Genomic DNA, 20,828 nt, shown 5'->3' on the forward strand with positions numbered 1-20,828 from the left:
TGGAAAATAAAAAGAGAAGAAACAGAATTATAGCGAATCCGCGCACACCGCCCGCACACATCCCCGCAGCCAGCGATGCGCCGCATCGCCTTCCATCCGGGGGTGCCACAACAAGGACACGGTGATCCCCGGCACGGCAAATGGCAGGGCAAAGCTGTGCATGCCCACGCGCAGCGCACGGGTGTGGCGTTCTGGCACGCTGGCAATCAGCTCACTGGCGCGGGCCAGCGCCAGGGCAGTGGCAAAACCGCTGACCAGCGTGGCAATCTGCCGCTCCATCCCCAGCGCGAGCAAGGCCCGGTCAATCGGCCCGTGCGCCACCCCGCGCCGGGAGGTGGCAATATGCCGGCCCTGGCAGTAAGCCGCAGCAGTACCCAGACAGTCCGCCAGCGGATGACCGGCGCGAACCACGCCGATAAAGCGGTCGCGAAACAGCGCCTGCACGCGCAGTTCTGGTGCAGTGTCTGCGCCGATCACGCCGGTTTCCAGATCGGCCATGCCATCACGCAGCGGCGCGCTGTCCTTGTCGGTTTTTTGCACAAAACACAAGCGCACGCCAGGGGCCTGCGCGCCAACATGGGCCAGTAGCGCCGGGCCAAAGTTATCCACAAAGCCATCGCTGACGCGCAAGGTGAAGGTGCGCGTCAGCTCGCCCAGCGCCAGCGCAGCAGCCGGACGCAGCACGCTGTGAGCCTCCTGCACCAGCTGACTCACTGGCCCGCGCAAGGCCAGCGCCCGGGGCGTGGGTATCAGCCCGCGTCCGGCGCGCACCAGCAGCGGGTCGCCGGTCACCTTGCGCAGCCGCGCCAGCGCCCGGCTCATCGCCGACGGGCTCAGCTGCAAACGCCGCGCCGCGCCCGCCACGCTGCCTTCGGCCAGCAGGGCATCCAGGGTGATCAGCAAGTTCAGGTCAGGCGGGTTCATCCCCACACCCTAGCACACCCATACCTGGCGTGGCGTGCAGGTATACCGTGCAATCCGTGCGTCTTCCGCCGGCCTGGCGTGCCGCCTAGACTGCCTGAGCCCCCTCCCACTCGAAAAACCCCCACGCCAGGAGTTGAACATGACACCGCCGACAGCCCTTCTTGCCACCGCCCCTCCGCCCCCCGCCTCTCCCTCCCGACAGCGCTGGGGGCTGGTCAGCCTGTCGTTGTCGATGCTGCTGGCGGCGCTGGGAACCAGCATGGTCAATGTGGGGCTGCCGGCGCTGGCACAGGTGCTGCACGCCTCGTTTCAGCAAGTGCAATGGGTGACGCTGGCCTACCTGCTGACCCTGACCGCGCTGAGCGTCAGCGCGGGCCGGTTGGGTGACCTGCTGGGCCGGCGCACCCTGCTGCTGGGTGGCATTGCCGTGTTCACCCTGGCGTCGGCGCTGTGCGCAGTCGCCCCCAGTCTCGGCTGGCTGATTGCGGCGCGGGCGCTGCAAGGGCTGGGCGCGGCCAGCATGATGGCACTGACTCTGGCCAGTGTGGGCGAGCTGGCCGGTGCCAGCGAAACAGGCCGTGCCATGGGTCTGCTGGGCAGCCTGTCTGCCGTGGGCTCGGCGCTGGGCCCGTTGCTGGGCGGAGCCTTGATTGCCGGGTTTGGCTGGCCGGCCATGTTCTGGCTGACCGTGCCGCTGGGCGCACTGGCCTGGGGCCTGGCTTACCGCACCCTGCCGGCCAATGCCCCACGCCAGCCGCTGGCCGGCCAGTTCGACAGCCTGGGGGCGCTGCTGCTGGCGTTGGCACTGGTGGCCTACGCGCAGGCCACCACGCTGGGCCAGGGCCAGCTGGACCGGCGCAATCTGGCCTGGCTGTTGGCCGCGCTGCTCAGCGCCGGCCTATTTGTCCGCCGGCAAGGCCGGGTGGCCTCGCCACTGATCCGGCTGCCCCTGCTGCGTGATCCCGCCCTGCGCAGCGGGCTGCTTGGCAGTGTGCTGGTGTCCACGGTGATGATGGCCACCCTGGTGGTGGGGCCGTTTTATCTGGCGCACGGCCTGGGCCTGCCGCCGCTGCAGCTTGGTCTGGTGGTGGCGGTTGGCCCGCTGCTAGCCGCGCTGACCAGTGCGCCAGCAGGCCGTCTGGTAGACCGCTTTGGCTCGCGGCGCATGGCGCTGCTGGGGCTGGCCAGCCTGCTGATGGGCGCAGGCGGTTTGTCGCTGCTGCCGCTGGCCGCCGGCGTGGCCGCCTACTTGGCCCCGATGGGGCTGATGACCGCCGGCTACGCGCTGTTTCAAACCGCCAACAACACCAGCGTGATGCAACGCGTCACCGCAGCGCAACGCGGCGTAATGGCCGGCATGCTTAATGTGGCACGCAATCTGGGCCTGATGAGCGGCGCATCGCTGATGGGCGCGGTGTTTGCCTGGGGCACCGGGACAAGCGACCTCACCCACGCGCACCCCGACGCGGTGGCAGCAGGCCTGCACGTTACCTTTGGGCTGGCGACGCTGGGCCTGGCAGGCATGCTGGCGATGGCGGGGCGCAGGTAGGCAGAACACGCGGGGAATGCGCAGGCCCCATCGGAAAGCCCGCCCCAACGGGCGGTGTAACCTTCTGCGTGGCGATGTCTCATGGCAAGCCATCGTAGAAGGCAAAAAAACCCAGTATCAGTACACGCCAAAAAACGATACAACACACTGTTTTAAAACAGTATCAGCATGCTACTTCGCCTTGACGCCCCCAACAGACAAAACATCGTTTATTACCTTAAAACATACTATACTCACCGCTCCGCCATAGCCGGAGCTCAGCCCCATGGACACCCCCGACGACTACGACAGCCCGTGGAAAGACGCCGTCGAGCATTACTTTCCCGAGTTCATCGACTTTTACTTTCCCCACGCCAGCCAGCAAATAAACTGGGCGCGTGGTCATGAGTTTCTCGATCAGGAACTGCGCGCCGTGGTGCAGGATGCTGAACTGGGCAAGCGCTTTGTCGATAAACTGGCCAAGGTGGCCCTGCAAGACGGCAGCGAGCGCTGGGTGTATGTGCACCTGGAAGTGCAAGGCAGCGCCCAAGCGGAATTTGCCGAGCGGATGTTTGTCTACAACTACCGCTTGTATGATCGTTACCGCCAGCCGGTGGCCAGCCTGGCGCTGCTGGCCGACACCACCCCAAACTGGCGGCCAGACCGTTTTGCCTTTGCCGTGCTGGGCTGCAAGCACGAGTTATGCTTTCCCGTGGCAAAACTGCTGGACTACACCCAAGACCAAGCTGGTTTGTACAGCAATCCGAACCCGTTCGCCCTGGTCACCCTGGCCCATTTGCTGACCCAGGCCACCCGGCAAGACATGAACGCCCGCTTTGCCGCCAAGTGGAAGCTGGTGCAGTTGTTATACCAGCGTGGCTGGGACAAACAGCGGGTGATTGATTTATTCAGCGTGCTGGACTGGATGATGCGCCTGCCGGAGCACCTGAAACAGTCGCTGTGGCACAATATCGAAGTGCTTGAGGAGCAAGAAAAAATGCGTTACGTGACTTCTGTTGAGCAGATTGGGATTGAGAAGGGGATGCAGCAAGGAATGTTGCAGGGCTTGATGCAGGGCCGTCTGGAAGGCGAGCAAAGCGGCATCGCCAAGGGCGAAGCCTACGCCCTGCGTCGTCTGCTGGAAAAACGCTTCGGCCCACTGTCGGAAGACGTGCTCGCCCGCCTGCAAGCCGCCAGCATTGATGAGTTGGAGTTATGGCTGGATCGGGCGCTGGATGCGGACAGCCTGGCCGGGGTGTTTGCCCAGTAATGCTGTTGTGCGCGGGCGGTGGTTCAGCCACCCGATTGCGTATTTCTCCGAATAGCTTATGCCCGTATCCTGTCCTATGCTGAGCGCGTCACCACTGCCCGAAAGCCCCGCATGGACACCCCCGACGACTACGACAGCCCGTGGAAAGACGCCGTTGAGCATTACTTTCCCGAGTTCATCGCCTTTTACTTTCCCCACGCCAGCCAGCAAATAAACTGGGCGCGTGGTCATGAGTTTCTCGATCAGGAACTGCGCGCCGTGGTGCAGGATGCTGAGCTGGGCAAGCGCTTTGTCGATAAACTGGCCAAGGTGGCCCTGCAAGACGGCAGCGAGCGCTGGGTATACGTGCATCTGGAAGTGCAGGGCAGCGCCCAGGCGGAATTTGCCGAGCGGATGTTTGTCTACCATTACCGGCTGTACGACCGCTATCGGCAACCCATCGCCAGCCTGGCCTTGCTGGCCGATGGCACACCCAGTTGGCGGCCAGGCCAGTTTGGCTATCAGGCGCTGGGCTGTTCGATTGTGCTGAATTTTCCCACGGCCAAGCTGCTGGATTACGGGCAAGATCAGGACGCGCTGTACAGCAACCCCAACCCCTTTGCCCTGGTCACCCTGGCCCACCTGCTGACCCAGGCCACCCGGCAAGACATGAACGCCCGCTTTGCCGCCAAGTGGAAGCTGGTGCAGTTGTTATACCAGCGTGGCTGGGACAAACAGCGGGTGATTGATCTGTTCAGCGTACTGGACTGGATGATGCGTCTGCCAGAGCAGCTGAAACGGTCGCTGTGGCACAATATCGAAGTGCTTGAGGAGCAAGAGAAAATGCGTTACGTGACTTCTGTGGAGCAGATTGGGATTGAGAAGGGCTTATTGCAAGGCTTGCTGCAGGGCCGTCTGGAGGGCGAGCAAAGCGGCATCGCCAAGGGCGAAGCCTACGCCCTGCGCCGCCTACTGGAAAAACGCTTTGGCCCGCTGTCTGAAGACGTGCTCGCCCGCCTGCAAACCGCCAGCATTGATGAGCTGGAGCTGTGGCTGGATCGGGCGCTGGATGCGGACAGCCTGGCCGGGGTGTTTAGCCAGTAATGCTGTTGTGCGCGGGCGGCGGTTCAGCCGCCTGGTTGCGTATTTCTCCGAATAGCTTATGCCCGTATCCTGTCCTATGCTGAGCGCGTCACCACTGCCCGAAAGCCCCGCATGGACACCCCCGACGACTACGACAGCCCGTGGAAAGACGCCGTTGAGCGTTACTTTCCCGAGTTCATCGCCTTTTACTTTCCCCACGCCAGCCAGCAAATAAACTGGGCGCGCGGCCATGAATTTCTCGATCAGGAACTGCGCGCCGTGGTGCAGGATGCTGAATTGGGCAAGCGCTTTGTCGATAAACTGGCCAAGGTGGCCCTGCAAGATGGCAGCGAGCGCTGGGTATACGTACACCTGGAAGTGCAGAGCAGCGCCCAGGCAGAATTTGCCGAGCGGATGTTTGTCTACAACTACCGCTTGTATGATCGTTACCGCCAGCCGGTGGCCAGTTTGGCAGTGTTAGCCGACACCACCGCCAATTGGCGGCCAAACCATTTTGGATTTGCGGTTTTGGGCTGCGAACACGAACTGCGCTTTCCGGCGGTGAAGCTGCTGGACTACGCAGCCGATCAAGACCAGCTCTATCACAACCCCAACCCATTCGCCCTGGTCACCCTGGCCCATTTACTCACCCAAGCCACCCGGCAAGACATGAACGCCCGCTTCGCCGCCAAGTGGAAGCTGGTGCAGTTGTTATACCAGCGTGGCTGGGACAAACAGCGGGTGATTGATCTGTTCAGCGTGATGGACTGGATGATGCGTCTGCCAGAACAGCTGAAACGGTCGCTGTGGCACAATATCGAAGTGCTTGAGGAGCAAGAGAAAATGCGTTACGTGACTTCTGTTGAGCAACTGTATAGTGAAAAATGGATGCAGCAGGGCCTGCTGCAAGGCCGTCTGGAAGGTGAGCAAACCGGCGAGGCAAAAGCACTACGCCGTCTGCTGCAAAAGCGCTTCGGCCCACTGCCCGAAGACCGCCTCGCCCGTCTGCAAACCGCCAGCGTGGATGAGCTGGAACACTGGCTGGATCGCGCGCTGGACGCCGACAGTCTGGCTGAGGTGTTCAGCCAGTAAGCCAGCAGGCGCCCAGCCGCTGGCGGGCGCCGACTCACTTCACCCGATGAATCGCACACAGCTTGTTGCCATCCGGGTCACGCACATAGCCCAGATACAACGGCCCCAAACTGCCCTGACGCGGGCCGGGTGGCGCTTCAATCGACTGGCCGCCATGCGCCACCGCCACATCGTGAAACGCCTGCACCTGCTCGGGCGAATGGCACTTGAAGCCAATCGTGCCGCCATTGGCAAACGTGGCCGGCTCGCCATTGATCGGCTCGCTCACACAAAACATGCTGCCATCGTGCAGATAAAACAGTCGGGTATGGCCCGACGGTGCCTGATTGCGCACCGGCTCACCCGCGCCTAGCACGGCAAGCACCGCGTCGTAAAACTGCTTGGCGTGTTCGATATTGTTGGTTCCGACCATGACGTGGCTGAGCATGAAGTGCCTCCAATAACACATGCGGGAAAAATATGGGGGTTAAGGTAGCACATCTTGCCTGGCCGCTCACGCTGGATTTTGTATGCCGCTAGCTGCTTGTTGCGCCAATAGCCAAGCGCCGATCATGGTCGGGGAAATGGGAGCGATCTCTGATTATTGTGCGATGGCTAACGTTCGAGTTTAGCGGCCTGCGCGGCTTTTTACGCAGGTCCGCTCGAACGCAGAGTTAGAACTGTGGCGGTTGAGGAGTGGTAAGAAGGTAATTCTCAACTGACAGCTTGGCCTTCGATGAAACGGAGCCGCCTCTTATCGTCTGCCACGATATCTCGTGAAAATCTAAGATATCAGTGTCGATGAAATACAGATTGCCTACGTCATAGAGAGCGCCGACATGCTGGATGAAGCCAAGGGCATAGCGAGCCGTTGGGCTCGAACCAACAACATGCTTTACGATGAGATCCTTGTACCGGCCAAACTCCTTTCGCCGATCCTTTCTGAACCAGCCGAGGATTCTCGCTATGACATGCAGTGTGCCTTCTACATCCACCGTGGCGTGATTGGCGGATGATTCTGACGAAAAATGATTCCAAGGGTAGGCTTTTGAATTTGGTGCGACAACCGAAAACAGGGCTTTTGACTGCACATCAATCTTGAGAGTGGGCGGAGCTTGAATAGGTGCCGCTGACTCTATCCGGGTGCTCCCTGCATTCTCACTTCGGACATGTACCCGATCTGTTTCAAAGTGGATAAGTGGTGCACTGATATCACAATCGATGAACTCGAATGTTTGGTCCTTCAGGCCAAACACTACCGTCGAAGTCGTAATCACTTGCGCATTATTGAGGCGTCTGCTGAAAAGAAGCGACTCTGGGTTTACCGCACGAAAGTGAAGATTCTCCACAAGTGGATTTGTCTCATCACTGGCGATCTCAATAGAAAGTGTCTGCGGGTTATCATCGGAAATGAAGAGCAGTAAGCTACTTTGGGTATTCGTGCCTCCAGCATTTGCCGACTCGTAAAGCAACTCAACATCCTCTGCATTCGCCAAACCATCGGAAATGTTATGGTAAAGGCTTGCAAGAATTGGGGTGTATAGCGGGTGGAAAGTATCTATCCAAAGTTGAGCTGCAAATCGCATACGTCCGCTTGTGAGCCCCCTTGCCAAGAGATAGTCTCGGAAGGCTGGTCCTGCAAGAACATTTCCATCTAAAAATGGATGCTGTGGCAAGAAGCTGCGAATCATTTCAGTCAATTCGGAGGCAATATGTGGAACGAACATCTGGCTTAGAGCATAAGCGTCAGATTGATCATTATTAAGAAAGCCAAATAGACGTCTCTGCTGATCTTCCGGAGAATAGATACCATTAAGGCTGAAATCCTTTTCTGATGCAAACCGCTGGTTTACGGCCGCAATAAATTTGTCCTCCTCTCGTCTTTGGATCACATCCAAAATCTCGCCAACGACTTCGGCATATCCAGTTCGAGAGCGATCAAATGATACGGTATAGAGGTTGTCGGACTCGGCCAGAAGTCTTGCGATGGTCTGAAGCACTGGTGCATAACCAAAAAATCGCTCGTGTTCAGGCGATCGCCACCCATCGGAGGCACTAGCGCCGTCATCACCAACAACCGGCATGGCAAACGCCTCTTGGGTCTTTTGCTTCAGAACGATTTCATTACGACTAAGGTAATTGTTACCTTTGAGGCGGGATATTTGAGAAAGGACAAAGTCTGCAGCACCTTCCCGAGAAAAAAAGCCGATACTAGCCTTTGCCAGTCCAACCGAAGACGGAAGAAGATCGGAAAGAATGAGTTCCAATAACTCAGCCGTCTCTCGTCGAGCCAAGAAAACTATCGATGCAGGCTTTGCATTCTTCGTATAGTTGACAATTTCCTTAAGAAATTCTTGTACCCCAGTCCATCCACTATGAAGTTCAGCCTCGTCGAACGCGTCGAAGACTAGGGTTGTTTCTCCAGACTCAATCGAGGCCAAGAAATCTGCTAGATTGACTGTGCCGATTGTTTGCAGAACGCTACCAATAAAGGTATTGGAGCCTAACCGAAGTTTCGCCAAGTCCCACAACATAGCATTTTTAGTCTGTGCCAAGTGAAGGCCGAATGCACTCTTCCCCACTGCCCCGGGGGCAGCGATCACAAGATATCGACTTTGGCGAATGCGAGATTCATCCACAAATGCGTAAGAGGGTTGAACATACTCGAAATCGGCAGGCGTGGTAATAAATTCGACAGGGGTAAATGACCATTTGCGTCCAATAGGAATCAAATTATCCATAGTAGCTTCAATATCTCCTGTTGGTTTAACGTTCGAGCTCACCGGACCGTTGCGGCATGTGGCTAAAGGCCCAAGATGAAGTAGGGGGCCTTTAGCTGGATGCTACAATGGACCCCAGTCGGGCCAATGGTTAGGCCTCAGCGTGCCTAAATACTGAGACCTGTTACCGTTATGTTGGGTACAGACTACTTGCTAGAGCGTTTTTGCCTGTGTATCAAGAATGCGGATGCTCTCTGAGACTCTGGCTCAAGATGGCAAAGGCCAGAAAACATGCCTATCAATTAATACACGTCCCCAACGCTTATGACAAGCCCCCACTACGTACTTCCCAGCAAAAAACCTCTACCACCCAGCCGCTCGCGGTGGCGAGCCCTGGATTCCCGCCTGCGCGGGAATGACCCGGAGAGACACCGTAGTCAGCACATTCATCCAACAAAACGCCATTCCACTAAAATCTATCTCGCCAACAGACCCATTCTCAGCTATTTATCACCCTGTAAACATCCATAGTCGTCCCCGCACCAGGACGCCCCTCCCTCATCGGTTCCCCCACCACCAGCTCCGTCCCCATCTGCTCCGCCAGTCTCCGGGCAGCTTCCGCCGCCCGCTGCATCGCCACCCGCGCACCCAGCAAATCCGGGTAGCGCCGGTGTAAATCTGACACCGGCGCGTTTTGGGGGTGTTCGCCGGCTTGCTCTGGGGTTTGCTCAGGCAAGGGCGTAGGCATCAGGCGTTGTAGCCCAAATTCGGCGCCAAATCTCGTTCCGCCTGTTCCACGCTCACGCCACGGCGTTGTGCATAACTTTCCACCTGATCCTTGCTGATTTTGCCCACGCCAAAGTAGCGGCTGTCGGGGTGGCTGAAGTAAAAGCCGGAGACTGCCGCCGTGGGCAGCATGGCGTAGCCTTCGGTCAAGCTCATGCCGATGCCTGGTGCATCAAGCAGGGTGAAAAGTTCGCGTTTGACAGTATGGTCGGGGCAGGCCGGGTAGCCGGGGGCGGGGCGGATGCCTTGGTATTTTTCGTCAATCAGCGCGTCGTTATCCAGCGCTTCGCCGTGGGCGTAGCCCCAGAATTCGGTACGCACGCGTTTGTGCATCAGTTCGGCAAAGGCTTCGGCAAAGCGGTCGGCTAGGGCTTTGAGCAGGATGGCGCTGTAGTCGTCGTTGGCGGCTTCAAAGCGGGCCACGTGCGGGTCGATGCCCAGGCCGCCGGTGACGGCAAAGGCACCGATGTAATCCTGCACGCCGCTGTCTTTGGGGGCGATGAAGTCAGCCAGGCACCAGTCGGGGGTGGCTTGGCCGTCTTTGGTGGTTTTTACCAGCTGCTGGCGCAGGCCCACCCAGGTCATCAGCGTGGCACCGGTGTCGGGGTCGCGGATTTCGATGTCGTCGTGGTTGATGCTATTGGCCGGAAACAGGCCGATGACGGCGCTGGCGCTCAGCCATTTTTCGTCGATGATCTGCTTGAGCATGGTCTGGGCGTCGGCCCACAGCGCGCTGGCGGATTCGCCCACCACTTCGTCAGTCAGAATGGCGGGGAAGCGGCCTGCCAGTTCCCAGCTCTGGAAGAATGGCGTCCAGTCGATCACGGCGGCAATGTCGGCCAGATTGTACTGTTCAAAGCGGCGCACGCCGGTCCAGGCCGGGGTGGGCGGGGTGTAGCGGGCCCAGTCGATGCGGTGGCGCTGTTCGCGGGCGTCGGCAATTGGCAGCAGCTTGGCGTCGCCCCGGCCTTCAAAGATGGCGCGGGCCTTGGCGTAGTCGTCGGCCACTTCCTGGACAAAGGCGTTGCGCAGAGTGTCGGACAGCAGGTTGGAGCACACGCCCACGGCGCGGCTGGCGTCGGCCACGTACACCACCGGGCCTTGGTAGTGCGGGGCAATTTTAACCGCCGTGTGAACCCGGCTGGTGGTGGCACCGCCAATCAGCAGCGGAATGGTGAAGCCCTGGCGCTGCATTTCTTTGGCGACATGGCTCATTTCTTCCAGGCTGGGGGTAATCAGGCCAGACAGGCCGATGATGTCAGCCTTGTGTTCGATGGCGGCGTCGAGAATTTTCTGGCAGGGCACCATCACGCCCAGGTCGATCACCTGGTAGTTATTGCAGCGCAGCACCACACCAACGATGTTTTTGCCGATGTCGTGCACGTCGCCCTTGACGGTGGCCATGATGATCACGCCCTTGGCTGGCGCGTCCTGCAGGCCCATGCGGATTTTTTCTTCTTCGATGTACGGTTCCAGGTGGGCGACGGCGGCTTTCATCACCCGCGCGGATTTCACCACCTGCGGCAAAAACATCTTGCCGGCACCAAACAGGTCGCCCACCACGTTCATGCCGTCCATCAGCGGGCCTTCGATCACATGAATGGGCCGCGCGCACTTTTGTCGCACTTCTTCGGTGTCTTCGACAATATAGGTGGTGATGCCCTTGATCAGCGCGTGTTCCAGGCGTTTTTCCACCGGCTGCTCGCGCCAGGCCAGGTCTTCGCCCTTGGCTTCTTTGGCGTCGCCCCGGAAGCTTTCGGCCAGGGTAATCAGCGCTTCGGTGACTGCCATGATATCGTCGCCGCGCATCAGCACCACGTCTTCGATACGCTCACGCAGCACCGGGTCTACCTCGTCGTACACTTCCAGCGCGCCGGCATTGACAATGCCCATGGTCATGCCGTTTTTGATGGCGTGATACAGGAACACGGCGTGAATCGCCTCGCGCACCTTGTTATTGCCCCGGAAGGAGAACGACACATTCGACACCCCGCCGGAAATCTTGGCGTGCGGCAGGTGCTGCTTGATCCAACCGGTGGCCTCGATAAAGTCCAGGCCGTAGCGGGCGTGTTCTTCAATGCCGGTGGCCACGGCAAAGATGTTCGGGTCAAAGATGATGTCTTCTGGCGGAAAACCCACTTCGTCCACCAGAATGCGGTAGCTTTTTTCGCAGATTTCTACTTTGCGTGCGTAGGTGTCGGCCTGGCCCACTTCGTCAAACGCCATGACAATCACTGCCGCGCCATAGCGGCGCAGCAGGCGTGCTTGCTGGACAAATTTGTCCACGCCCTCCTTCATCGAGATCGAGTTGACAATGCCCTTGCCCTGAATGCACTTCAGGCCGGCTTCGATCACTTCCCACTTGGAGCTGTCGATCATGATCGGCACGCGGGCGATGTCCGGTTCGGCGGCAATCAGGTTGAGAAAGCGCACCATGGCGGCGTGGGCGTCGAGCATGCCCTCGTCCATATTGATGTCGATGACTTGCGCGCCGTTTTCCACCTGCTGGCGGGCCACGTCCAGCGCGGTGGCGTAGTCGCCGTTGAGAATCAGCCGGGCAAAGGCTTTCGAGCCGGTCACATTGGTGCGCTCGCCCACGTTCACAAACAGGTCTTTGTCGCCGATGTTGAACGGCTCCAGCCCGGCCAGCCGGCATTTGGCTTCAATCTGTGGCAGCGGGCGCGGCGGCAGGTCTTTCACCGCCTGATAGATGGCGGCAATGTGCTCGGGCGTGGTGCCGCAGCAGCCGCCAACAATATTCACCAGGCCAGATTGCGCCCATTCGCGCACTTGCGGGGCCATGGCTTCCGGGGTCAGGTCGTATTCGCCAAAGGCATTGGGCAGGCCGGCGTTGGCGTGTACCGACACAAAAGTGGCGGAAATCCGCGACATTTCTTCTACATACGGGCGCAGCAGGTCGGGGCCGAGTGCGCAGTTCAGGCCAAAGCTCACCGCGTTGGCGTGCGCCAGGCTGTTGTAAAACGCCTCGGTGGTCTGCCCGGTCAGGGTGCGGCCAGATTGGTCGGTGATGGTGCCGGAAATCATGATCGGCAGCCGTTCGGTGTCCGGGTGTTCATCAAAATACTGATGAATGGCAAACACCGCCGCCTTGGCGTTCAGCGTGTCGAAAATGGTTTCCACCAGCAGCACATCCGCGCCGCCCTTCACCAGGCCGTCGATGGCTTCGGTATAGCTTTCCACCAGCGCGTCAAACGTCACATTGCGGTAGCCGGGGTCGTTCACGTCCGGACTGATCGAGCAGGTGCGGTTGGTCGGGCCGAGTACACCGGCGCAAAAGCGCGGTTTGTCCGGGTTGGCGGCGGTCATCGCCACGCACAGGTCTTTTACCAGCCTGGCGGCGGCGTGGTTCATCTCCCACACCAGCGCTTCCATGCCGTAGTCGGCCATGGCAATCGAGGTGGCGTTGAAGGTGTTGGTTTCGATGATGTCGGCACCAGCGTCCAGATACTGCTGGTGAATGCCGCCAATCACGTCGGGCCGGGTGAGCACCAGCAGGTCGTTATTGCCTTTGACATCGCTGGGCCAGTCGGCAAAGCGCGTGCCGCGATAGTCGGCCTCCTGCAGGTGGTGGCGCTGAATCATGGTGCCCATCCCGCCATCCAGAATCAGGATGCGCGAGTCAAGCAGGGAGCGGATGCGTTGGGCGGTCGGTGTGGACATGGCGGCGGGGCAGGCTGGGATAGGGAAATGGCGTTGATTCTATCATGGGCGTTTCAGGACCATGGCAGGGAGGGGCGACGCGACTTGTCCTGCCATGGGGGGGCAATCTCCCTGGTGTCTACGTAGAAACACGCCCATCTCACTCAAGGCCATCGTAGAATGAACCGATGCAGTGATTACGGCGTGGACCCTGGGCAAGTATGGCCATCAGCAAACATCTGTTTCATACCATCAGCACATTTCTTGGCCTGTTGCCCTCGTCCTGGGCATCCGTGCTGACCTTTGTGCTGGCGCTGACCGTCAGCGCGGTGGGCGGCCATCTGGATGCCGAACGTCAGGCGTCGGAAGAGCGCAACCGGGTGCTGGGCGAGCTGGCACTGGCGCGGGCACGGGTGGAAGGCGTGCTCAAGGCCACGTTCAATTCTACCGATGGTTTGGTGCATCTGATTTCGCTGCAGGGCGGCATCCAGCCCGGTTTATTTGTCGAGATGGCCCATCTGGCGATTGGCAAAAACCCGCATGTGCGCAATATCACCGTGGCCCCAAACGATCAGGTCAGCATGGTCTATCCGCTGGCAGGCAATGAAAAAGTGCTGGGCATGCGCTTTGCCGATTATCCCGAGCAATACCGCACGGTTAACCAGGCGCGCGAGCGGCAAACGCCAATTCTGGCCGGCCCGGTGCAGCTGGTGCAGGGCGGACGGGCGCTGATTCAGCGCTCACCAGTGTTCACGTCGCCCCAGCTCCGCCGCGACACGCCGCACTACTGGGGCACGGTGTCGATTGTGGCCAATATCGACCAGCTGCTGCACCCAGACGCCGCCAACCCGTCAGCCATCATCCGGCTGGCCGTGCGCGGCAAAGATGCGCAAGGCGAATCTGGCGCGCTGGTGGATGGCGACGCCGAGGTGTTTGCCTTATCCCCACTGCTGATGGACATCCAGGTGCCGGGCGGCAAGTGGCAGATGGCCGCCGTGCCGCGCCAGGGCTGGAAAACCCGGCTGTTCTACAGCTCACCGTATTTTCATCTGGGCCTGGCCATCAGCCTGCTGCTGGCGCTGCTCACCGGCCTGCGCGCCCGGCACAACCGCCAGTTGCACGAACGCAATGCCGCGCTGGAAACCGAAGTCGGCGAGCGGCAAAAAGTGGAAGAAGCCCTGCGCGAAGAAGAAGAACGCTTTCGCACCCTGTTCGACCAGTCGCCCGATCCATCGTGGATTGTCGAAGGCCACCTGATGGTCAAGGCCAACAGCGCCGCCCGCCGGGTGTTTGGCCAGCACCCCGGCGAAAACCAGGGCTTTCATCCGGCGCAGCTGTCACCGGAATACCAGCCGGATGGGCTGCTGTCGCAGCAAAAAGCCGAACACATGATGACCATCGCCCAGGCACGGGGCAGCCACCGGTTTGAATGGACCCATCTGCGCGGCGACGGCACGCCGTTTTTTACCGAGGTGACCCTGATTGCCGTCACCATGCGCGGCAAGCCAACCATCCATGCCGTGGTGCATGATATTTCCGAACGCAAGCGGGCAGAAGAAGCACTGCAGACCAGCCGCAACCTGTTGCAGGCCATCATCGAAAGCGCCGGCGCGCTGATTTATGTGTTTGACCGCGATGAACGGCTGCTGATGTGCAACCAGCAGTTTGAGCGGACATTTTCCCGGTCGCGCCAGCAGATGATTGGCCAGCGCCGGCATGCCTTCATGCACGCCCGCACCGCCGACGAGCACGAAGCCAACGACCGCAAGGTGATGGCCGCGCGCCAGCGGGTGTCGTTTGAAGAGCGCACCCAGGAAAACGGCCAGGAGCGGATTTACCTGACGGTGAAGTGCCCGATCATCGAGCACGACGAGATTCGCGGCATTGTTGGCATTTCCACCGACATTACCGAGCGCAAGCAAACCGAAGAATCCCTGCGGCTGTACGCCAATATTTTTGAGCAGACCACCGAGGCGATTCTGGTCACCGACCAGAACAACCGGATTGTGCAGGTCAACCCGGCGCTGGAGCAGATTACCGGCTACAGCTTTGCCGAACTGCGCGGGCATATGCCCAGCATTCTGGCCTCGGGCCAAACCCCGGAAGTGACCTATCGGGCGCTGTGGACCGCGCTGACCGACACCGGCCACTGGCAGGGCGAGCTGTGGGACCGGCGCAAGGACGGGGTGATTTACCCCAAGTGGATCAATATTTCGACCATCCGCGACGCCAGCGGCCAGCCGATTTACTACCTGGCGCTGTTTACCGACATCACAGAGCGCAAGCACGCCGAAGAACGCATCCGCCACCTGGCCCACCACGACAAGCTGACCGGGCTGTCCAACCGCCACAGCCTGCAGGAGCGCCTGGGCCAGGCGCTGGCCAGCGCCCAGTACGCCGACACCCGGCTGGCGGTGATGTTCATCGACCTGGACCGCTTCAAGATCATCAACGACACGCTGGGCCACCATATTGGCGACCAACTGCTGGTGGAAGTGGCCGCCCGCCTGCACCGCAGCGTGCACGCCAGCGATATTGTTGCCCGGCTGGGCGGCGATGAATTTGTGGTGGTGCTCACCAGCGACACAGCCGCCCACGACGCGCTGCCGATTGGCTGCCAAATTCTCAGCACCCTGGCCTGCCCGTATGACATCGAAGGCAATACCCTGCACTCCACCCCGAGCATCGGCATCAGCCTGTACCCGGAAGACGGCGACAGCGTGGAAGCGCTAATGAAAACCGCCGACACTGCGATGTACCACGCCAAGGCGCAGGGGCGGAACAATATCCAGTTTTTTACCGCCGACATGAACGCCGCCGCCGCCGAGCGCATGGAGCTGGAGCGCGACCTGCACCACGCGCTGGCCGAACAGCAACTGCAAGTGCATTACCAGCTGCAGGTGCATGCCAACTCCGGCCAGGCATGCGGCGTGGAAGCGCTGGTGCGCTGGCCGCACCCAACGCGCGGCATGGTGCCACCGCTGAAATTCATCCCGATTGCCGAAGAATCCGGCCTGATCGAACCACTGGGTGCCTGGGTGCTGGAACAGGCCTGCCAGCAGGTGGCGTACTGGCAGGCGCAGGGCATTGACGGCGTGCGCATGGCGGTGAATTTGTCCGCCCATCAGCTGCGCTCGGCCAGCCTGGTGGACACGGTCAGCCAGGCCATCCAGCGTCACGGCATTCAGGCGGGCGATCTGGAGCTGGAAATCACCGAATCGGTGGTGATGAAAGACCCGGAAGTGGCCATTCAAAAACTGCAGGCGCTGCGCAATCTGGGGGTATCGCTGGCCATCGACGACTTTGGCACCGGTTATTCCTCACTGGCCTACCTCAAGCTGCTGCCGGTGGACCTGCTGAAAATCGACCGCTCTTTTGTCAAAGACATCGAAACCGACAAGAACGACGCCGCCATCTGCGCGTCGATTCTGGCGCTGGCGCACAGCCTGGGGCTGAAAGTGGTGGCAGAAGGGGTAGAAACCGTCGCCCAGCGCGATTTCTTGCACGCGCATCACTGCGACTATCTGCAAGGCTATCTGTTTGCCAAACCAGAGCCGGGCGCGCAATGCCTGGCGCGGCTAAGCCGGATGCAGCCCGCCGCGCAAGCGTAAACCCGGCGCAGGGAGGGCGGCTAGCGGTGGCACACCCCGCGCACATGCCCGTCCGCTGCCGGTAGCGGGGCCTCCAGGGTGTGAGTCAGCTCGTGCAAAATGCCGCACTGCGCCGCCGCCCCGGTGCTGGCACAGCGCTGACGCAAGCTCAGCAAGGCCTGCTCCAGCGCCTGCAAGGCGTGCAAGCGAGCTTGCACATGGCCCAGATGCGCATCCAGCAAGGCGTTCACCGTGCTGCAATCTGCCTGCGGCTGGTCATGCACGGCCAGCAGCGCGCGGATTTCCTCCAGGCTCATGTCCAGCGTGCGGCAATGACGAATCAGCCGCAGCCGCTCGACATGGCTGTCGGCGTAGTCGCGGAAATTGCCTGCCGAACGCGCCGGCGGCGGCAACAGACCCTGTTTTTCGTAGTAGCGGATGGTGTCCACCGCACACCCGGCTTGCCGGGCCAGTTCACCGATTTGCATGCTGTGCCGTCCTGTTGAATTCAATCAAAGCGTGAGGCGGGCTTGCCTGCCTTCTGCATCATGCTGCCGGCGCACGCGGTGGCAACGGCTGGATTCCCGCCTGCGCGGGCACGACGGCGTGAACGTGCAAGCTGCTGCGGCATGGGCAACAGTGCCATGTTGCGTGTTGGCGCATGCAGCAAGAATGGTCGCCGCCACCTGCCGTTATTCCCCCACCTCGGCCAGAAACCCGCCGCTCTGGTGCGCCCATAGCCGGGCGTACAGGCCACCTTGCGCCAGCAGGCTGGCGTGGTCGCCCTGTTCGACAATCCGGCCCTGATCCAGCACAATCAGCCGGTCCATGGCGGCGATGGTAGACAGGCGGTGGGCAATCGCCACCACGGTTTTGCCTTCCATCAGCGTGTACAGGCTGCTCTGGATAGCAGCTTCCACTTCAGAATCCAGCGCGCTAGTGGCTTCGTCCAGCAGCAGAATCGGGGCGTTTTTCAGCATCACCCGGGCAATGGCAATCCGCTGGCGCTGGCCGCCCGACAGCTTCACCCCACGCTCGCCCACATGGGCATCATAGCCGTGGCGGCCTGCCGGGTCGCTCAGACCCAGAATGAACTCATGCGCTTCGGCACGGCGGGCGGCAGCCATCATCTCGGCCTCGCTGGCGTCGGGCCGGCCATAGCACAGGTTGTCGCGCACCGAGCGATGCAGCAGCGAGGTGTCCTGGGTGACCATGCCCACCTGTGCGCGCAGGCTGTCCTGGGTCACCTCGGCAATATTCTGGCCATCGATCAGAATCCGCCCGCTGGCCACGTCGTCAAAGCGCAGCAGCAGGTTCACCAGGGTAGACTTGCCCGCGCCGCTACGCCCGACCAGGCCAATTTTCTCGCCGGGGCGAATGGTCAGCTCAAGCTGGTCGATCACGGTTTTTTCCCCGCCGTAGCTGAAGCTCACCTGCTCAAAGCGGATTTCACCCTGGCGCACCTGCAGCTCGCCGGCCTCGGCGCGGTCGGTCACCGCTACCGGGCGGGCCAGGGTGGCGATGCCGTCCTGCACCGTGCCGATATGCTCAAACAGATTGGACATTTCCCACATCACCCAGTGCGACACGCCATTGAGCCGCAGCGCCATCGCGGTGGCCGCTGCCACCGCGCCAATGCTCACCTGCCCCTGGCTCCACAGCCACAGCGTGGCCCCGGCGGTGCAGGCAATCAGGCCCATGCTCAGGCTGTGGTTGACGATTTCAAACGCACTGGCCAGACGCATTTGCCGGTAAACAGTGACAATAAACTCCTGCATCGCGCTTCTGGCAAACCCCGCCTCGCGCTCGCGCTGGGAGAACAGCTTGACGGTGACAATATTGGTGTAGGCATCGGTAATCCGCCCGGCCATCAGGCTACGCGCGTCGGCCTGGGCGCTGGCAGCACGGCCCAGACGCGGAATGAAAAACTTCAGCGCCAGCGCGTAAGCCAGCAGCCAGCCGATAAACGGTGCCACCAGCGCCAGATCAAAGCTGCCCACCACCGCCACCATGGTGATGAAGTAAATGGTGATGAACACCATGATGTCGGCAACAATCATCACCGTATCGCGCACCGCCAGCGCGGTTTGCATCACCTTGGCCGACACCCGACCAGCAAATTCGTCCTGATAAAACTGCATGCTCTGGCTGAGCAGGTGGCGATGGAAATTCCAGCGCAGGCGCATGGGAAAATTGCCCAGCAGGCCCTGAAACTTGCACAGCGACTGCAACCACACCAGCAGCGGGCTGGCCAGCAAAATGCCCGCCAGCAGCAATAAATGGCTTTTTTCCTGCTGCCACAGCTGGTCGGGCGGCACCTGGCTTAACCAGTCCACAATCGAACCGAGCATGGAAAACAGCAGCGCTTCAAACGCGCCAATGGTGGCGGTCAGCGCGGTCATCGCCACAATCAGCCCGCGCATGCCAGCGGACGCCGCCCAAATGAATCGAAAAAACCCTGTTGGGGGTTGCGGGGGCGGGCCATCCGGATAGGGATTGATCCGCCGTTCAAACCAGGCAAACATGAAACTTCCTTGTTGATGCAGTGGGGGGCGCGGCAGACAAGCCGGCAACTGCCGACGGTAACTCGAAGCGGCGCATATCACAATGGGACAGTGACAATCAGGCCATGTTGCACGCAAGGCTCGCCCGGCCACGGCAGCCCACCCATCCACCACGCTACCATGCCGTCATGGCACACCTCCACGACAGCGGTTACAAATACCTGTTTTCCCACGCCGAACTGGTGCAGGAACGGCTGGAAGCCTTTGCCCCGCCGGGGGTGTCAGCGTTGCTGGATTACAGCACGCTCCGCCTGGAAAACGGCAACTACGTCACCCCGGCGATCATGAATGCCCCACAACAGCGGGAAGCCACACAAACGCGGCACCGTGGCGGCTGATGGGCCGTCAGGCATGGCATGGATGCAATTGCCTTGATTCCCTCTCGACCCCCGACCCCACACGTTTTAGACTGCACACTTTCCCTGATCGACAGTAAACCGCCATGGCCTCCAAGACTCCTGCCCTGCTCTGCGTACTTGCCGCCGCCACCCTGATGGCCGGGTGCGCCAGCACTTCCGACGTGGACGACGTGCGCCGTCAGCTGACCGAACGCGACCGCATGGCGCAACAACGGCTGGCCCAGATCGAATCCAAGATCAGCAACGAAAAGCTGCTGGAAATGGTCACCCAGGTTGAGCAGCTCAACGCCGAAGTGGCGCGCCTGCGCGGCGACCTTGACGTGGTCAACTACAACCAGCAGACCATGCAAAAGCGCCAGAACGACCTATACAGCGACCTCGACCTGCGCCTGGTCAAGCTGGAAGGCAGCGCGCCACAAACCAAGGCGGCAGCCCCGGCCAGCAGTGAAGCCGACCCCAGCAAAATCGCCGCCAAGACAGCCGACGTCAAGCCAGTGGACGAAGCCACCCAGGAATACGACCGCGCGCTGACCCTGCTGCGCAACCGCGACTTTGCCAAGGCGATCACCGCGCTGAAAGGCTTTGCCGACAAATACCCGGACGCCCGCCAGCAGGCCGACGCCCACTACTGGTTGGGCATGGCCTACGCCGCCGAACGCCAGTGCAAGCCGGCCATCAGCGTACACACCGAATTTGTCAGCAAATACGCCAGCCACGCCAAGGCCCCGGATGCGCTGCGCAATATCGGCAACTGCCAGCGCGACCTGGGCGACATGGCCGCCGCCCGCACCACCTGGGCCAAGCTGATCAAGCAGTTCCCCACCAGCGACGCCGCTGGCAAGGCCAAGCAGCAGATGGCGGCGCTGAAGGAAGGCTGATGCAGCTGACGGTAGAACAGTTATTGCGCACCGCCAGCACGCTGGAACACGCGCTGCTGGCGCGCACCCTGCAGCAGGTATTCGATGCCAGCGCATGAGCTATCCACCCTGGAGCTGGCCCCACGCCACCTGCAGCTGGTGCAGGCGCTGCTGCGCCAGCACACCCCCGGTGCCGAAGTCTGGGCATATGGCAGCCGGGTGACCGGCGGCGCACAGGCATGCAGCGATCTGGACCTGGTGCTGCGCCAGCCGGGCGCACTTGACCAGACGGTGCCTGGCTGGGCATCACTGGTCGGCGCCTTGCAAGACAGCCTGCTGCCCATCAGCGTGGATGTGCACCAGTGGTCGCAGCTGCCCCCGGCTTTCCAGCGCAATATTGAAGCTGGCTATGTGGTGCTCCAGCCCTGAGCGCCGCG

General features: G+C 60.8%; 14 protein-coding genes. 8 read left to right on the top strand and 6 right to left on the bottom strand.

All coding sequences use genetic code 11. The features are described from left to right. Positions 1–27: 27 nt before the first annotated feature. A complete protein-coding gene (locus BXU06_RS14980) occupies positions 28–924 on the bottom strand; it encodes a LysR family transcriptional regulator (RefSeq protein ID WP_077301366.1) in 897 nt (298 codons plus the stop codon). 139 nt (positions 925–1,063) lie between these two features. Between BXU06_RS14980 and BXU06_RS14985 the strand changes: the two genes are divergently transcribed. The 4 genes from BXU06_RS14985 (at position 1,064) to BXU06_RS15000 (ending at position 5,876) form a co-directional block, all read left to right on the top strand. Continuing rightward, the gene (locus BXU06_RS14985; protein WP_077301369.1) at positions 1,064–2,473 is read left to right on the top strand and encodes an MFS transporter; all 1,410 of its coding nucleotides are present in this window, start codon (positions 1,064–1,066) and stop codon (positions 2,471–2,473) included. Positions 2,474–2,738: 265 nt separating this feature from the next. Beyond that, the gene (locus BXU06_RS14990; protein WP_077301372.1) at positions 2,739–3,722 is read left to right on the top strand and encodes a DUF4351 domain-containing protein; all 984 of its coding nucleotides are present in this window, start codon (positions 2,739–2,741) and stop codon (positions 3,720–3,722) included. Between the two features lie 111 nt (positions 3,723–3,833). Next, a complete protein-coding gene (locus BXU06_RS14995; RefSeq protein WP_077301375.1) occupies positions 3,834–4,805 on the top strand; it encodes a DUF4351 domain-containing protein in 972 nt (323 codons plus the stop codon). 111 nt (positions 4,806–4,916) lie between these two features. Next, positions 4,917–5,876: a DUF4351 domain-containing protein gene (locus BXU06_RS15000; protein ID WP_077301378.1), complete on the top strand. Its 960-nt coding sequence runs from the start codon at positions 4,917–4,919 to the stop codon at positions 5,874–5,876. A gap of 34 nt (positions 5,877–5,910) precedes the next feature. On the opposite strand, the gene BXU06_RS15005 is transcribed toward BXU06_RS15000, so the two are convergent. The 3 genes from BXU06_RS15005 to metH form a co-directional block, all read right to left on the bottom strand. After that, positions 5,911–6,303, bottom strand: a complete 393-nt coding sequence (locus BXU06_RS15005; protein WP_077301381.1) for a VOC family protein — start codon at positions 6,301–6,303, stop codon at positions 5,911–5,913. A 226-nt stretch (positions 6,304–6,529) separates the two neighbouring features. After that, the gene (locus BXU06_RS15010; RefSeq protein ID WP_077301384.1) at positions 6,530–8,596 is read right to left on the bottom strand and encodes a hypothetical protein; all 2,067 of its coding nucleotides are present in this window, start codon (positions 8,594–8,596) and stop codon (positions 6,530–6,532) included. A gap of 726 nt (positions 8,597–9,322) precedes the next feature. Beyond that, entirely contained in the window at positions 9,323–13,042 is a 3,720-nt protein-coding gene (gene metH / locus BXU06_RS15020) for a methionine synthase (protein ID WP_077301390.1), read from the bottom strand. A 200-nt stretch (positions 13,043–13,242) separates the two neighbouring features. On the opposite strand from metH, the gene BXU06_RS15025 reads away from it, so the two are divergent. Next, positions 13,243–16,632: an EAL domain-containing protein gene (locus BXU06_RS15025; protein ID WP_077301393.1), complete on the top strand. Its 3,390-nt coding sequence runs from the start codon at positions 13,243–13,245 to the stop codon at positions 16,630–16,632. A 20-nt stretch (positions 16,633–16,652) separates the two neighbouring features. Here BXU06_RS15025 and cadR read toward each other — a convergent pair whose 3' ends face one another. Both cadR and BXU06_RS15035 read right to left on the bottom strand, forming a co-directional pair. After that, positions 16,653–17,099: a Cd(II)/Pb(II)-responsive transcriptional regulator gene (gene cadR / locus BXU06_RS15030; protein WP_077301396.1), complete on the bottom strand. Its 447-nt coding sequence runs from the start codon at positions 17,097–17,099 to the stop codon at positions 16,653–16,655. 204 nt (positions 17,100–17,303) lie between these two features. Beyond that, entirely contained in the window at positions 17,304–19,136 is a 1,833-nt protein-coding gene (locus BXU06_RS15035; RefSeq protein ID WP_077301399.1) for an ABC transporter ATP-binding protein, read from the bottom strand. Positions 19,137–19,303: 167 nt separating this feature from the next. Here BXU06_RS15035 and BXU06_RS15040 point away from each other — a divergent pair, with 167 nt between their 5' ends. The 3 genes from BXU06_RS15040 to BXU06_RS15050 all read left to right on the top strand — a co-directional run bounded on the left by BXU06_RS15040 (position 19,304) and on the right by BXU06_RS15050 (position 20,820). After that, complete coding sequence (locus BXU06_RS15040) at positions 19,304–19,513, top strand: Rpn family recombination-promoting nuclease/putative transposase (RefSeq protein ID WP_077301402.1); 210 nt, start codon at positions 19,304–19,306, stop codon at positions 19,511–19,513. A 104-nt stretch (positions 19,514–19,617) separates the two neighbouring features. Further along, a complete protein-coding gene (ybgF, locus tag BXU06_RS15045) occupies positions 19,618–20,412 on the top strand; it encodes a tol-pal system protein YbgF (protein ID WP_077301405.1) in 795 nt (264 codons plus the stop codon). An 84-nt stretch (positions 20,413–20,496) separates the two neighbouring features. Further along, complete coding sequence (locus BXU06_RS15050; protein ID WP_077301409.1) at positions 20,497–20,820, top strand: nucleotidyltransferase family protein; 324 nt, start codon at positions 20,497–20,499, stop codon at positions 20,818–20,820. The last annotated feature ends 8 nt before the right edge of the window (positions 20,821–20,828 follow it).

This window comes from Aquaspirillum sp. LM1 (assembly GCF_002002905.1).
Lineage (GTDB): Bacteria > Pseudomonadota > Gammaproteobacteria > Burkholderiales > Aquaspirillaceae > Rivihabitans.